At 65.2% G+C, this 15,281-nt stretch carries 14 protein-coding genes; 7 read left to right on the top strand and 7 right to left on the bottom strand.

What is annotated here, in order from left to right:
• Positions 1 to 133: 133 nt before the first annotated feature.
• The 7 genes from OVA12_RS03855 to prmB all read left to right on the top strand — a co-directional run bounded on the left by OVA12_RS03855 (position 134) and on the right by prmB (position 7,762).
• On the top strand, positions 134 to 1,030 hold the full coding sequence (locus tag OVA12_RS03855; protein ID WP_268136997.1) for a helix-turn-helix transcriptional regulator: 897 nt from the start codon (positions 134 to 136) through the stop codon (positions 1,028 to 1,030).
• Positions 1,031 to 1,165: 135 nt separating this feature from the next.
• Entirely contained in the window at positions 1,166 to 2,326 is a 1,161-nt protein-coding gene (locus OVA12_RS03850; protein ID WP_268134656.1) for an ABC transporter ATP-binding protein, read from the top strand.
• Positions 2,319 to 3,260 (top strand): carbohydrate ABC transporter permease, encoded by a 942-nt coding sequence (locus OVA12_RS03845; protein ID WP_268134654.1) that lies wholly within the window; start codon positions 2,319 to 2,321, stop codon positions 3,258 to 3,260. The genes OVA12_RS03850 and OVA12_RS03845 overlap by 8 nt, the downstream gene beginning before the upstream one ends.
• Positions 3,253 to 4,098, top strand: a complete 846-nt coding sequence (locus tag OVA12_RS03840) for a carbohydrate ABC transporter permease (RefSeq protein WP_268134652.1) — start codon at positions 3,253 to 3,255, stop codon at positions 4,096 to 4,098. The genes OVA12_RS03845 and OVA12_RS03840 overlap by 8 nt, the downstream gene beginning before the upstream one ends.
• 40 nt (positions 4,099 to 4,138) lie before the next feature.
• Complete coding sequence (locus OVA12_RS03835; protein ID WP_442793845.1) at positions 4,139 to 5,419, top strand: ABC transporter substrate-binding protein; 1,281 nt, start codon at positions 4,139 to 4,141, stop codon at positions 5,417 to 5,419.
• Positions 5,420 to 5,553: 134 nt separating this feature from the next.
• A complete protein-coding gene (locus OVA12_RS03830) occupies positions 5,554 to 6,399 on the top strand; it encodes a metallophosphoesterase family protein (protein WP_268134648.1) in 846 nt (281 codons plus the stop codon).
• 403 nt (positions 6,400 to 6,802) lie between these two features.
• Positions 6,803 to 7,762: a 50S ribosomal protein L3 N(5)-glutamine methyltransferase gene (gene prmB, locus OVA12_RS03825; RefSeq protein WP_268134646.1), complete on the top strand. Its 960-nt coding sequence runs from the start codon at positions 6,803 to 6,805 to the stop codon at positions 7,760 to 7,762.
• 106 nt (positions 7,763 to 7,868) lie between these two features.
• On the opposite strand, the gene OVA12_RS03820 is transcribed toward prmB, so the two are convergent.
• The 7 genes from OVA12_RS03820 to OVA12_RS23940 form a co-directional block, all read right to left on the bottom strand.
• Positions 7,869 to 10,139, bottom strand: a complete 2,271-nt coding sequence (locus tag OVA12_RS03820) for a heavy metal translocating P-type ATPase (protein WP_326493886.1) — start codon at positions 10,137 to 10,139, stop codon at positions 7,869 to 7,871.
• Between the two features lie 210 nt (positions 10,140 to 10,349).
• The gene (gene hypE, locus OVA12_RS03815; RefSeq protein ID WP_268134644.1) at positions 10,350 to 11,372 is read right to left on the bottom strand and encodes a hydrogenase expression/formation protein HypE; all 1,023 of its coding nucleotides are present in this window, start codon (positions 11,370 to 11,372) and stop codon (positions 10,350 to 10,352) included.
• A 28-nt stretch (positions 11,373 to 11,400) separates the two neighbouring features.
• Complete coding sequence (gene hypD, locus OVA12_RS03810; RefSeq protein ID WP_268134642.1) at positions 11,401 to 12,537, bottom strand: hydrogenase formation protein HypD; 1,137 nt, start codon at positions 12,535 to 12,537, stop codon at positions 11,401 to 11,403.
• Positions 12,534 to 12,824 carry a HypC/HybG/HupF family hydrogenase formation chaperone gene (locus OVA12_RS03805; protein ID WP_268134640.1) on the bottom strand — a complete coding sequence of 97 codons (291 nt, stop codon included), beginning with the start codon at positions 12,822 to 12,824 and terminating at the stop codon, positions 12,534 to 12,536. The genes hypD and OVA12_RS03805 overlap by 4 nt, the downstream gene beginning before the upstream one ends.
• Positions 12,825 to 12,827: 3 nt before the next feature.
• Positions 12,828 to 14,315: a sigma-54-dependent transcriptional regulator gene (locus OVA12_RS03800; RefSeq protein WP_268134638.1), complete on the bottom strand. Its 1,488-nt coding sequence runs from the start codon at positions 14,313 to 14,315 to the stop codon at positions 12,828 to 12,830.
• 1 nt (position 14,316) lies between these two features.
• A complete protein-coding gene (hypB, locus tag OVA12_RS03795) occupies positions 14,317 to 15,012 on the bottom strand; it encodes a hydrogenase nickel incorporation protein HypB (protein WP_442793805.1) in 696 nt (231 codons plus the stop codon).
• Positions 15,009 to 15,257, bottom strand: a complete 249-nt coding sequence (locus OVA12_RS23940; protein WP_442793804.1) for a hypothetical protein — start codon at positions 15,255 to 15,257, stop codon at positions 15,009 to 15,011. Before OVA12_RS23940 ends, hypB begins: the two co-directional genes overlap by 4 nt.
• Positions 15,258 to 15,281: the final 24 nt, after the last annotated feature.

Genomic DNA, 15,281 nt, shown 5'->3' with positions numbered 1-15,281 from the left:
CTCCGCCAGCAGCCAGACCAGGCTCCCTGCCTGTCTTGTGTTGGCATACGTGTGGCGGAGATAAATATGACTTGTCCACTCCACTTATGTCCGTGATAATCCAAAATAGGCTTTCCCCAAAACAACTTCGGTGATGACCTTGGTCGGATTACGACAAACAGACTGGAGCGAAGAACGCCGTCAGCTCAAACACCGCATCGCCCAACGAACCAACGAACCGTCCACATTCGTATCCGACAGGGATGGCACCGTTGTGCTGACCACAGCCGTCCTGGATGCGATGGAGGGAGAGTTCGAGCATGGCCCGCATGTGATGCTGGCCCTCGGCATGAAAGGCGGCGGCGGACGCTTCCTGAGACAGGGGGACTGGGGCAAGGCGGCAGGAATGTTCCGGCAAGGAACCTGCGCAATTGCGCTACCTGAGACAGCAGCACACGGCTTTTCACCGAAGGCACATGTTCTTGGGCTTGCGATCGCGCCGCAACGGGTTGCACCCATGGTCGAAGACCGAAACGGCCTGGCGGCGCTTCTGCCGGCGGCCGCACGGCTGCATTCAGATCCGCTCATCGAAGCAGTCATGATCGCGCTGTGGCGCGATGCGGAGGTGCATGGTTCCTCCAGCGCCTTTTTCGATCACGGGCTCGAACTGATCGTACAAAGATTGCTGGCCGGGGCGCGGCCCGCGTCCCTTGCAAAGGCGGTCAAGCCCCTCTCAAATGAGGAACTGAAGAAAGCGACTGATTTCATTAATGACCGCATCGGAAGCAACATCAAGGTAACAGAAGTCGCACTGGAGCTGGGACGCGATATGCGTGGCCTTACGCGTGCATTTCGGGAGACCACGGGTCACGCGCCGTTCGAGTACATCACCCTGCGGCGCATGGAACATGCAAAGGCGTTGTTGCGGTCCAACAGCACTATCATGGACGTCGCGCTAGCCGTGGGATACGCAAACCCTGCCAAGTTTGCCGCTGCGTTCCGACGCTTTTTCGACTGCAGCCCATCGGAATGGCGCGAACACGTGCGATAGATGGCAGCCATCGACGCTTGAAACCACAGGGTTCAATCCTCCCCTCACCTTCATCGTTTCGCAACAATCGCGATGCACGCCCGTCATTGAAGCTCCGTATGAAGACCCCGCGTCTAAACGCGGGGAAGCGGGGCCATGGCCGGGATCGTTGTCGAGAATGTTACGAAGTCCTTCGGGGACACGAAGGTCCTGCGCGGGGTCTCCTTGAGCGTTGCCGAGGGGGAATTCGTGTCGCTGGTCGGCCCATCGGGCTGCGGCAAGACCACCTTGATGCGGAGCATCGCCGGGCTGGAGACCGTCACATCCGGCGAGGTCTCGATCAGCGCGCGGCAGGTGACCCGTCTGCGCGCGGCCGACCGCGACGTGGCGATGGTGTTCCAGAATTACGCGCTCTATCCGCACCTGACCGTGCGCCAGAACATGGCCGTACCGCTGGTGATGCGCCGTCTGACGACAGCTGAGCGCCTGCCCTTTGCCGGCTACATCCTGCCCTCGGCCAAGACCAAGCGGGCAGACATCCAGACGGACGTCACCCGCGCGGCGGAGCTGCTGGCCATCGACGGGCTGATGGACCGCAAGCCGGCGCAGCTCTCCGGCGGCCAGCGTCAGCGCGTCGCCCTCGGCCGCGCCATCGTGCGCAAGCCTAGCGCCTTCCTGATGGACGAGCCGCTGTCGAACCTGGACGCGGCGCTGCGCGTGACCACAAGGACCGAGATCGTCGCGCTGCATCGCCGTGTCGGGGCCTCGACGGTCTATGTCACCCATGACCAGTCCGAAGCCATGACCATGTCGGACCGCATCGCGGTGATGATGCAGGGCGAGCTGCTGCAGGTGGCAACACCGGAAGAAATTTACGCAAATCCGGTTGATCTGCGTGTTGCGCGCTTCATTGGTTCGCCAGCGATCAACCAGATTTCAGCTGACGTGACCGCATCCGGCGTCGTCGAGGTACAGGGCCAGCCGGTCGGGCTGGTGTCGCCGGCGCGCGGGCCCGTTGTCCTCACCATCCGCCCGGAAGATCTGACGCTCGGGGCGCAGGGACTTGCCGGAACCGTCGAACACGTTGAATTCCTAGGCGAAAGCGTCCTGCTGCATGCAAGGCTTGGCGGCGGCGAGCTGGTGGTCGCCCGCGTCGCGCCGTCGGACCGGGCGCATCTCGGCCTCGGCCAGCCGGTGCGGCTGGCGCTGCGGCTGGACCGGGCGATGCTGTTTGCGACCACCAACGAGCGCCTCGCCTGCGCGCCCTCGGATGACGTCGACACCACGCCGGTTAACCGGGAGGCAGTGAATGGCTGACCTTGCGCTGACCTCCGGCCCGGCCGTACCGCGCAGGGATGTTGCCGCGCGGCAGACGCGCGGCTTCGGCACCATCCTCGTTGCATGGATGCTGATGCTGCCGGCCATCGTCACCTATGTGCTGATGATCCTCTTGCCGCTCGTTGCTGTTCTGGCGCTGGCCTTCACCGACTATGAATTCGGCGCCCCTGGCTTCCGCTTCATCGGTCTCGACAACTTCGCCGAGATGCTGGGCGACCGGACCTTCGGCGCCTCGATCCGCAACACGCTCGTCTACTCGCTGTTCGTGGTGCCGCTGTCGATCGGCATCGCGCTGCTGCTGGCCGTGCTGATCGAGGCCGGCGCGCGCGGGCGGGCCTTCTTCCGGGCCGTGTTCTTCCTGCCGGTCGTGTCGCTGACGGTGGCCATGGCCACGGCATGGCAGTATCTGCTGCATCCCTCAATCGGACCGCTGAACGCGGTGCTGCGCGATCTCGGGCTCGGCACGCCCAACTGGCTGGGTGCGTCAGAATGGGTGCTCGTGTCGCTGGGCTTCATCGGCGTCTGGGAGAACGTCGGCTTCAACCTTGTGCTGTTCCTGGCCGGGCTGACGGCGATCCCGCGCGACCTCTATGCTGCCGCCGAAATCGACGGCGTGCGCAGCGGCTGGTCGAAGTTCTGGCTGGTGACCTGGCCGATGCTGGGGCCGACGCTGCTGTTCGTGCTCATTATCACCATGACCCGGGCGATCCGCGTGTTCGACACGGTGCAGACCCTGACGCAGGGCGGACCGAACAACGCGTCCGAGGTGCTGCTGCGCACGATCTATCAGGAAGCCTTCCACTATTTCCGCTTCGGCTATTCGGCCGCCGTGACGCTGGTGTTCCTCGCCATCGTGCTGGCGCTGATGCTGGTCCAGACGCGGCTCATCGACCGGCGGGTGCATTATGGCTGAACCGAACGCAACGCGGTCCCTGACCGCAGACCTGCCGCGCCTGGCGCTGCTGGGGCTGGCCGCCTTCATCGCGCTGGCACCCTATCTCTGGATGATCTCGGTGTCGATGAAGCCGCAGAGCGAGGTCTTTGCCGCCTCGCTGGATCTCATCCCGTCCGAGCTGGCCCTGATCGAGAATTACGGCAAGGTGCTGGAGCGGGTGCCGGTCGGCACCTACATCCTCAACGGCCTGATCGTCTGCTTCGGCATCCTGGTGTTCCAGATCCTGTTTGCCGTGCCGGCCGCCTATGCGCTGGCCAAGCTGAATTTCCCCGGCCGCGACATCGTTTTCGGCTTCGTCATGCTGGGCCTTCTGGTGCCCTACCAGACGACGGCGCTACCGCTCTACATCGGCTTTGCCACCACGGGCCTTCTCGACACTTACACGGCCCTGATCGCCCCGTTCGTCTGTTCGGTATTTGCGATCTTCCTGTTCCGCCAGTTCTTCCGCGCGCTGCCTGATGACCTCATCAACGCGGCGCGGATCGACGGCATGGGCGAGTTCTCCATCGTCTGGCGCGTGATCCTGCCCAACGCCTGGCCAGCTGCCACCGCCTTCGCAATCTTCTCCGTGGTGGCGCACTGGAACGACCTGTTCTGGCCGCTGGTGGTGGTGCAGAAGGGCGACCTCTACACCCCGGCCATGGGCATCCTCGCCTTCCGCAGTGTCGAGGCCGGCGAGGACTACGGCGCGCTGATGGCCGCCGCCCTGCTCGTCACCGCCCCGCTCGTCATCGCCTTCCTGTTTGCCCAGCGACGCTTCATCGAGGGCATCACCATGACCGGTCTGAAAGGCTAGGCCGGTCCTTTTCCCAAGGACGTGAACCATGAGCATCGAGATGAACATCACGCGCCGTCACACGCTCGCCCTCCTGGGCGGTGCGTCCGCAGGCCTCTTCATGCCGGCCATTGCCCGTGCCAATGTCACGGAAATCTCCGCGCATTACTCCATGCCGGCGATCTTCCAGCCGGCACAGGACGCGGTTCTCGCCGCCTTCTCGGCCAAGCACCCGGAAGTGAAGGTCACCTACGTCAACCCGACGCCGACCTATGAAGACGGCGCCCAGCTGCTGCTGCGCAACGCCACCACCGGCAACATGCCAGACGTGTCGTTCCAGGGCCTGAACCGTCTGCGCATGTTCGCCGAGCGCGGCATTGCCGTCGACCTTGCCCCGATGCTGGCTCAGCTCGGTGATCCGGCCGAGTTCGGCTATTCCAAGCCGATCCTCGGCCTCGGCTTCCACGGCGGCATCCAGTGCGGCCTCGCCTTCGCCACCTCGAACCCGATCAGCTATTACAACGTTGACCTGTTCAAGAAGGCTGGCCTCAACCCGGACGCCTTCCCGACCACCTGGGACGGCGTGATCGAGAACGCCCAGAAGATCCGCGCCCTTGGTAATGGCGTCGATGGCATGTTCTTCCGCTGGCCGGGCGATGACTGGATGTTCTCCGCCCTGCTGTACGGCCATGGCGGCCGCATGCTGAACGAGGCCGAGACCGAAGTCGCCTTCAATGGTCCGGAAGGCCTTGCCGCCCTGACGCTGCTGGACCGCTTCGTCAAGGAAGGCGGCATGCCGAACTACGCCGGCACCGCTGACCTGCAGGCCTTTGCCGCCGGCCAGCTCGGCATGATGTTCCGCACCACCGCCCAGGTCCGCTCGATCGCCAACTCGGTTGGCACCAACTTCGAGATGCGCACCACCACCCTGCCGGTCATCGACCCGGTCAAGGGCCGCCTGCCGACCGGCGGCGCCGGTGCCATGATCACGACCAAGGATGCCGCCAAGCAGGAAGCCGCGTTCAAGTTCATCAAGTTCGCGACCTCGGCAGAGGGCACCGCTCTGATGGCAAAGAACACCGGCTACGTGCCGTGCAACCAGATCGCCATCGACGACCCGCAGTATCTGGGTGAGTTCTATGCCCAGAACCCGCTGTTCCAGGCCGCGACCAAGCAGGTCCACCTGATGCAGCCGTGGTACGCCTTCCCGGGCCAGAACTCGGTGCGCGTGACCCAGGTGATGGTCGACAACCTCGCCCGCATCGTCGAGCAGAAGGCAACGCCGGAAGTCGTCCTCGCCGACATGGCGACGGAAGTCAGCAAGCTGATCCCGCGCAAGTAATCAGGACGGGAGAGCCGCGCGGCATCCCCGCCGCGCGGCTTTCGCGCCTCATCGGCAGGCGCGCTTTCAACTGCCACCCTTGTACCCTGACCCCTTCACCTCTAACTGCAGAAAAAGACCCACAAGAGGATCCCATGACCATTCGCATCGCCCAGATTTCCGACACGCATCTGTCGCCGGAAAAACCGTTCTTCCGGGAGAATTTCGACAAGATCGCGGAAAGCCTGCGCGACAGCCGGCCTGACCTCGTCATCAACACCGGCGATCTGGCGCTGGATGGCGCCGACCACGAGGCAGATCTCGTCGAGGCCCGTTCCGCCCATGACAGCCTCGGGCTGGAATGGCATGCACTGCCCGGCAATCATGACGTGGGCGATCACCTCGATGTGGCCCGCCGCCAGCCGGTCAACGCCGAACGCCTCGAGCGCTACCGCTCGGTGTTCGGTCCCGACTGCTGGAGCCTCGATGTTCCGGGCTGGCGCCTGCTCGGTCTCAATGCCCTGACGCTGGGGCTGGATCTTGCCGGTGCGGCCGACCAGGAGATGCTGGTGCGCGATGCGGTGGCGGATCTCGGCGGCCGGTCGCTGGCGATCTTTCTGCACAAGCCGTTGATGGACGAGACCTACGAGGAAGACCTGTCGAGCAACCGCTTCACCACGAAGGGACCGCGCCAGAAGCTGCTGGCTGCGCTCGGCGGTGTAACTCCGGCAATGATCGCCTGCGGTCACGTGCACCAGTACCGCGACACGATGGTCGCCGGCACGCGGCACATCTGGGCTCCGGCCACCTCGTTCATGATTTCCGATCCCTGGCAGCCGGGCTATGGCGTCAAGGCAGTCGGCTATGTCGAACATGCCTTCGAGGCCGACGGCAGCTTCTCGCATCGCCTCGTCGGCGTGCGCGGTCTGGTGCACCACGACCTCGCCAGCTACCCGGAAGCCTATGGCGACGTCCGCGCCTGGGGTCCGGGCAACGCCTGAGGGCGTGAGACTGCAGACTGCTGTGTGCCGATGAGGCCTTCCGACCGGAGGTCCCGGGAGCGGGAGACTGCGTTGTCCGTCATCCCGGGCGCAGCGCAGCGAAGACCCGGGACCGGTGAGCCACGGCCCGGCCGCTTCTAGAACGCGGACTTTTTTGAGACCTCGACTCTCCGGTCCCGGCCCGGCGCTTCGCTGGGCCGGGATGACGCCGGGAAGGGCTGGAGCTTTAGAACAGTCGAGCGGCTTCAGTAGGGGAGAGGGCGCTGCGGCGAGCCGCCGGGCTGTGGCATTGATTCGTCAGATCTGCCCTTGCCCTTGCATTCTCCCGCGACTTGCACAACAACTCGCGCCGGTTCCGGCTGGCTGTCTCAAGGCGCGTCCGGGCACTGAGAGGATGACCGAGATGCCGACCGCAGCCCATACACCGATCCCTGATCTTGCCATCGACCTGCGCCGTGACGTGGCCGACATGGTGACCCTCAAGGACGTGCTGCGGCTGGCCGTCAGCGCCTTCGAGAGCGCCGACCTCTACTTCGGCCATGGCTCGTCGACCGCCCTGGACGAGGCGGTCTTCATCATCCTGGAAACGCTGCGCCTGCCGATCGACGACTTCAACACCTGGGCCGATGCCCGGCTCAGCGCGCATGAGAAGGCGCTGCTCGGCGAGCGGCTGGCCCTGCGCATCGAGACGCGGTTACCGGCAGCCTATATTACGGGCCGCAGCTACCTGCTTGGCGTGCCGTTCAAGTCGGACGCGCGGGCGCTGGTGCCGCGCTCCTACATCGCCGAACTGCTGCGCTCGTCGCTGTTCGACGGGTCGGACCCGGACGTGAACCTGATCCGCGATCCGGAAGACGTCACCTCCGTGCTGGACCTGTGCACCGGCGGTGGCTCGCTGGCGATCTTCGCCGCCTATGCCTTCCCCAATGCCAGGGTGGATGCGGTCGACCTGTCGCCCGAGGCCTTGAGCCTTGCGGCGGAGAATGTGGCCGAGCATGGGCTGGAGGACCGGATCGAACTGCTGCAGGGCAACCTGTTCGAACCGGTAAAGGGCCGCACCTACGACCTGATCATCACCAACCCGCCCTATGTCCATCCGGACGTGATGGACGTTCTGCCGGACGAATTCCGCCACGAGCCGGAAATGGCGCTGCACGGCGGCCATGACGGGCTGGATCTGGTGCGAGAGATCCTGAACAGCTACCGCGACCACATGAACGAGGGCGGCGGCATCCTTTGCGAAATCGGCGAGGACCACGAAATCCTCGACGCCGATTACCCCGACCTGCCGTTCCTGTGGCTGGCGACTGAAGAATCGGATTCCGAGGTGTTCTGGCTGCCGGCCAGGCCGCAGTGGGGTTGAGGCGGCTGGACGACCTCCCTCTCGTCGCTCCTGCGAAGGCAGGAGCGACGTGGGAGGGGGCGGGACAGCGCAGAGAGAATGTACGAACCCGTTCGTGGATCTCCCCCTACCCCTCCTTGCCCGGGTCATAGGCCAGGAGGCGGAGGGCGTTGAGGGTGACGAGGACGGTGGCGCCCGTGTCGGCCATGATGGCAATCCAAAGCCCGGTGAGGCCGAGGATGCTGGTCACCAGGAACACGGCCTTCAGTCCAAGTGCGATGGCGATGTTCTGATGGATGTTGCCCATGGCCTTGCGTGCAAGGCGGATGAGACCCGCGACATCGCTGACCCGGTCGCGCAGCACGGCGGCATCGGCGGTCTCCAGCGCGACATCCGTACCCGAGCCCATGGCAACACCGACCGACGCCTGCGCCAGTGCGGGCGCATCGTTGATGCCGTCTCCGACCATCATCACGCCACCGGTTGCGGCCAGATCGCGGATCGCGCGCACCTTGTCTTCCGGCATCAGCTCGGCGCGGGCATCCAGCCCAAGCGTGCCGGCAATGGCCTTGGCGGTGCGGGCGTTGTCACCAGTCAGCATGATGGCGCTGACGCCGAGCTGAGACAGCTGGCGAATGCCGCCACGGGCGTCCTCACGCGGCTCATCGCGCAGGGCAATGAGGCCCAGAAGCTGACCCTCCTTCAGGACGCAGACCACCGTCTTGCCTTCTGCTTCGAGCCGGGTCGCCTCCGCCTCTGATGCTGCGGCCAGGACCTTCAGCTCCGCCGCATGGCGCGGCGAAACCACTTGAACCAATCGGCCTTCAACGGTCGCCTCGACACCCTTGCCGGCCATGGCGCGACCACCTTCAGCGGCCGGAATGGCGAGGGACAAGGCTTGCGTGCGGGCGACGATGGCCTTGGCCAGCGGATGGGACGAACCGGCCTCGACGGCTGCGGCAGCTTGCAGCAGCGCGGCATCATCGGCACCGGCCACTGGCACAAGATCGACCACCTGCGGCCGGCCCTCCGTGAGCGTGCCGGTCTTGTCGAAGGTGACGGCCTTGACGCGGGCAATGGCTTCAATGACCGCACCGCCCTTCATCAGCAACCCGCGCCTTGCGCCAGCCGACAGGGCCGAGGCGATGGAGGCGGGCACGGAGATGACCAGCGCGCAGGGGCAGCCGATGAGCAGCAGCGACAGGGCGCGATAGATCCAGGTGTTCCAGTCTGCGCCAAAGCCAAGCGGCGGCACGATGGCAACCAGAGCGGCGAGGCCGACAATGAACGGCATGTAATAGCGGCTGAAGCGGTCGATGAAGCGTTCGGTCGGCGCGCGGGCGCTTTCCGCCTCCTCGACCAGCTTGATGATGCGGGCGATGGTGTTGTCCGCCGATGCGCGGGTGACCTCGACCTTGAGCAAGGCCTCGGTGTTGATCGAGCCGGCGAAGACCTCGTCGCCCTCACCCTTCGTGCGCGGCACGCTTTCGCCGGTCACCGGGCTTTCATCGACACCGGAGAGACCGGAGCGAATGACGCCATCGGCCGGAATGCGGTCGCCAGGACGGACCAGCACGATCTGGCCGGGCGCAAGGCTGTCTGCCGCTACTTCGCGCGCGCCTGTGGGCGTTTCCAGCTGGGCCGTTTTCGGGACGAGACGCGCCAGCGCCCGGATGCCTTCACGGGCCCGGTCGGCGGCAACGCCTTCCAGCACCTCGCCGACGGCAAAGAGGAAGACCACGAGCGCAGCCTCTTCCGCCGCGCCGATCAGCAGCGCGCCGGCTGCGGCGATGGTCATCAGCATCTCGATGGTGAAAGGCATGCCAGCGGCGAGAGCGGCAAAGGCTCTCCGGGCAACCGGAAGGACACCGATGACGCAGGCCGCAACAAAGACCCAGGAGGCCAGATCCGGCGCGAGCACATAATGCGAGGCCCAGGCGATCCCGAGCAACGCAGCAGTCACGACAACCAGTCTGCCCTTGGCCGTCTGGTACCAGCTGCGCCGCTGGCCGTCGCCAGCTACGGGCTCGTCATCGCCATGGGAGTGGGAATGGGCGGCGGGGGCAGCGTTTGCCATGCCAGAGGCAGGCGCAGCATGACCTCCGCAGGTTCCATCTGCATGCTCGTGGGCGTGGTCGTGCTTGTGCGCTTCACCAGACGATGAGCCGTGTTCATGACCGTGATCATGGCCGCAACCACAGGCGTCTGCTGCAGATGCTGGGGTTGGGGCCGACGCGGCCACGCCCCTGGGCTTGATGCCATAGCCAAGGGCCGACACGGCTTTCTCGATCTTTTCGCGCGATGTCACCGCTTCATCCAGCGTGAGACGCAGGCGCTCGCTCATCAGGGTGACTTCGACGGCATCGACACCCGGAAGCCGTTCGACGGCCCCCTTCACCTTGCTCGGCGCAAGAGCCGCAGTCCATGCCGGAAATGGTCCATTCACACACGGTGGACCGGGACGCTGAAGCATTCATCATTCACCTCACTGCCCGGGTTCCGGGCGAAACTCTCCCTGTGAGGTCCGGCGTAACATCTATAGTGACTAGAGCTTCAAGCCCCTTTTTTCAGGATGCGACAAGATTGCATGGGCCGTCCTGGAGACACATCAGCAGATACGTGGCAGTTGCTCGCCAACCAGCATGTCGACGATGCGCTGGCCGCCGAACGCCGTCCGCATCCGCACCTGCGCCGGGTGATCGGCCACCGCACGGCCGATGATCCGCGCGCCCTGCCCCTCGGCACGAGCCTGCATGGCGGCCAACGCGGCCTCTGCTTCTGCCTCCGGGACGAAGACGACCAGCGTGCCTTCATTGGCAAGGTAGAGCGGATCAAGGCCGAGGATTTCGCACACGCCCTGGACTTCGGCGCGCAAGGGAAGACGCTCTTCGTCGATGACGATACCAACTCCGGCCGCCTGCGCCATCTCGTTGAGGGCGGAGGCAACGCCGCCGCGTGTGCAGTCGCGCGCAGCGCAGGTGCCCGGTGCAGCGGCCAGAACGGCCTCCATGAGGTGCCCGAGCGCAGCGCAGTCCGACTGGACATCCGTGCTGAGCGCGAGGTCTCCCCGGGCGGCAAGGATGGCTGCACCATGATCGCCCAGAACGCCATTGACGATGGCAACATCCCCGGGGCGGATCCGTTCGGCAGCCAGGTCGCGGCCCGGCGGAATGACACCGACACCGGCCGTGGTGACGAACACCCCGTCCGCCGCCCCGCGCCCCACCACCTTGGTGTCACCCGTCACGATCCTGACGCCGGCAGCTGCCGCCTCCTCAGCCATGGCAGCCACGATGCGCCGGAGCAGGGCAACTTCGGTTCCCTCTTCAATGATGAAGGCCGCCGACAGCCAGAGCGGGCGGGCACCGCCCACAGCGAGATCGTTGACAGTGCCGCAAACCGCCAGATGGCCGATATTGCCACCGGGAAACTCCATCGGAGTGACGACGAAACTGTCCGTCGTGAAGGCCAACCGTGCGCCGGGTTCCGCGAGCGCTGCATCAAACAGCCTAGCCTGATCCTCCATACCGGGCGGTGCGAAGACGCTGGTGAAGACGTCGTCGATCAGGTCCCGCATGGCGCGGCCACCGCCACCATGCGCCAGTGTGACATGCGTATCGCGCAGTGCCATGCCGGCTACTCCTGCTCTGGTGACGGGATCAAGAGGCAAGCGCGCGGGCGCCGCCATATTGCCAATAGGCAGCGCAGGCCCCTTCCGAACTCACCATCAGCGCGCCGAGCGGCGTTTCCGGTTTGCACAAGGTGCCGTAATGCGGGCAGGCCGTCGGCTTGATGCGTCCGGTCATGACGGCACCGCAGGCGCAGCCTTCCGGCTCGACGACGCTGCGCTGCGGGGCGCCATAGCCCACCGTGAAGCGGCATTCGGCATCGTAATTCGAATAGGCCGCGCGGATGCGCAGGCCCGAGGCGTCAATCTCGCCAAGACCACGCCATTCGAAACTCGGCCGCCGCTCGTAGACATCGGCCATGGCGGCAAGGCTGACCGGATTGCCATGTTCGGGGACGACGCGGGCATACTGGTTCTCGACTTCCGCCCGGCCTTCGGCAATTTGGCGCAGCACCATCAGCACCGATTGCAGGAGATCGAGCGGCTCGAAGCCGGCGACGACGATGGGCTTGCCGAACTCCTCCGGAATGAAGTCATAGGGGTGAATGCCGATCACCATGCTGACGTGGCCCGGTCCGACAAAGCCGTCCAGCCGCATGTCGGGGTCCTGCAGCAAGGCGCGGATCGGCTCCGGCACGGTGATGTGATTGCAGAAGACGGAAAAGTTCGGCAGGCCTTCGCGCGCGGCCTGCTGGATCGCCAGGGCCGTCGACGGAGTGGTCGTCTCGAAGCCAAGACCGAAGAACACCACATGCCGGTCCGGATTGCGCCGCGCCAGTTCCAGCGCATCGAGCGGCGAATAGACCATGCGGATGTCCGCCCCGCGCGCCTTGGCCTGCAACAGGTTGCCGCGCGAACCGGGAACGCGCATGGCATCGCCGAAGGTGGTGAAGATGACGCCTGGCTGTTCGGCGATCTCGATGCATTCATCCACCCGCGTCATCGGCAGGACGCAGACCGGGCAGCCGGGGCCGTGGATGAACTCGATGCCCTCATGCACCAGCTTGTCGAGCCCATAGCGGAAGATGGCATGGGTGTGCCCGCCGCAGATTTCCATGATGTGGACGGGCTTCGCCCGGGTGGCGCCGAGTGCATCGGCCACGCGGGCGATTTCGGCCAGAAGCGCGCGGGCGGCCAGCGGATCGCGAAATTCGGATGCAAACTTCATGGCTGAACCTCCAGCGCCCGCTCGCCCTCGGCCATTGCCGCCAGCGTCTCCTGGGCTTCGCCCAGTTCCCTAAGAGCCTCCAGCGTCTTGGCCGCCTCGTCCTCGTCGATCACCGCCATGGCGAAGCCCACATGGATAAGGGCCCATTTGCCGACGAGGTCGTCGATGGAAGCGCCTATGACGCAGGCCACATTGACCTGCCGGCGCACGCCGGAGACATCAGCCATCGCCATCATGCGATCCGGATCGGTGATCGCCACGATCTGCCCTGGAATGCCGAGACACATGGTTCAGTCCTCCTCATCCTCGTCATCACCGCGACCTGACGGATCCATGATGCCGTAGCGTTCCAGCTTGGCCCGGAGCCCGACCCGGCTGAGGCCGAGTTCACCGGCTGCCCGGCTCTTGTTCCAGCGGTGCCGGGCGAGCGTCTCGCGCAAGATGCGCGTTTCCATCTGCTCGACCCGTTCCTTCAGCGATCCATCGGTGACCAGCACCGGATCCAGCGCACCGTCACGGGCGGGATTGCCAGGCAACGATTGCAGGATGTGACGCGATATCAGCTCCGCGCCCAGAATCTCGTCCTGGGCAAAGACCAGCATGCGCGTCACCTCACCGATCAGCTCGCGCAGGTTCCCCGGCCAATCATAATTCTCGAGAAAATCCAGCGCCGCCGGCGTGAAGCCGCGCAGGGGCTTGCCATGGGCCAGCGACAGTTCGGCCAGATGCTGCTGGGCGAGGATGGCAATGTCGCAGCGGCGCTGGCGCAGCGGTGGCACCGAAACCTGCCCGACGGACAGGGCATGAAAGAGATCCGGCAGGAAACGGCCGGCAGCGACCAGTGCCGCCAGATCCGCCGAGGTTCCGGTGAGCAGGCGGACGTTGGTGTCGAGCATTTCCTGCCCGCCGACCGGCGTGAAAGTGCCCTCGGTCAGGACCCGGAGCAACGCCAGCTGGATGTCGACCGGCGCGTGTTCGATTCCGGTAAGGTAAAGCGTGCCCCGGTCAGCCTTCTGCATCAGGCCGACCTTGTAGACGCCGCCCGGCAGCACTCCGCGCTTGGCGCCGAACAGGTGGATGGCGGCCAGATCCGACGGAACACCCGCCAGGTTGAACGTGTAGAACGGCTTGTCGGAGTGCAGCGAGCCAAGGTGCATGGCGCGCGCCAGCCGTGCCTTGCCGGTGCCGGTTTCGCCGTGGATCAGCACGGACAGGTCAAAGCTGGCGTAGCGGCGGGCGTGGTCAACCGTCAGGTTCATCGGCGAGGCCGGAGCGCGGCTGATGGCCTCGAAGCCGGCGCCCTCCTGCAAGGCCTTGCGGCGGCGCTCGAGCCGGGTCTTGGCGGTGTTGGCGAGATAGCGCATCTCCAGCACCAGCCGCTCGTTTTCGCGGGCGAGCTGGAACAGGCGCACGGCATTGCGTGCCGCGATCATCAGCTGATCAGGATGCCAGGGCTTGGTCAGGAACTGGTGGATTCCGGCATCATTGATTGCCGCCATCATCGCGCTGGCGTCGGTGTAGCCGGTGATGATGACACGCACGGTCTCCGGCCAGCGGTCGCGCACTTCGGTGAGGAATTCGACCCCGGACCGGCCGGGCATGCGCTGGTCGCAGAAGATCGCGTGCACCCATTCCTTTTCCAGCGCCTGAAGCGCCTCGTCTGCGCCATTGGCGGTCAGGATCTCGAACTCATCCTCCAGCGCCATCCGCATGGCGGTGAGAGAATGCGGCTCGTCGTCGACCAGGAGCAGGGTGGAACGGGTGGCATGCGCGTTCATGTCAGACCGCCTTGCCGGGAGCAACGCGGGCATGCGCCTGTTTCGACGCATGCCGCGTCCGCAGCCAGCTGATCCAGGCGTCCATGCCCTCGCCCGTACGGGCCGACACGAACAGCACCTCGATACCGGGATTGACCCGCTTCAGATTGGCTTCATAGGCGGCAAGGGACACATCGCAATGGGGCGCAAGGTCGGTCTTGTTGACGAGTGCCAGCTTGGCGGCCGTGAACATGTCCGGGTATTTCAACGGCTTGTCCTCGCCCTCGGTCACCGAGAGGATCGCGACCTTTGCCTCCTCGCCAAGGTCAAAGGCAGCCGGGCAGACGAGATTGCCGACGTTCTCGATGAACAGCAGTGAGCCGGCCTCCAGCGCCAGATCGGCCATGGCATGGCCGACCATATGGGCGTCGAGGTGACAGCCCTTGCCGGTGTTGATCTGTACGGCCCGCGCGCCGGTGGCGCGGATACGGTCGGCGTCATTGGAGGTCTGCTGGTCGCCCTCGATCACGGCCAGGGGCGTATTGCCCAGCATCGCGATGGTGCGGCAAAGCAGGGTCGTCTTGCCGGACCCCGGCGAGGACACGAGATTGACCGCCAGGATGCCCAGCGCCTCCAGAATGCGCCGGTTGCCTGCCGCATAGGCGTCATTCTTCGACAGGATCGCAGTCTCGACAGCAATCAGCCGCTCCTGGCTCATCCCCGGCACTGACACGCCCGCAGCGCCAAGCCCGTAGTGGTGCGCGTTGTCGTGAGCATGATCATGATCGTGGGAGTGATCATGCGGGTGATCGTGGTCATGGTCGTGATCATGGGTGTGGTCGTGCCCATGGTCATGACTGTGGCCAGGCGAGTGACCATGGCTGTGGTGGTGGTGATGATGATGGTGAGTGTGCCGACCGGACGCCGTTGTCCTGGCGTTTGCGCCGACAGGTGTTCCGTCAATCACTGCGGCATCGCCGCAACCGC

It is taken from the genome of Pannonibacter sp. SL95 (genome assembly GCF_026672425.1).
Taxonomy (GTDB): Bacteria; Pseudomonadota; Alphaproteobacteria; order Rhizobiales; family Stappiaceae; genus Pannonibacter.
This window is presented reverse-complemented; position numbering and strand designations above follow the sequence as displayed.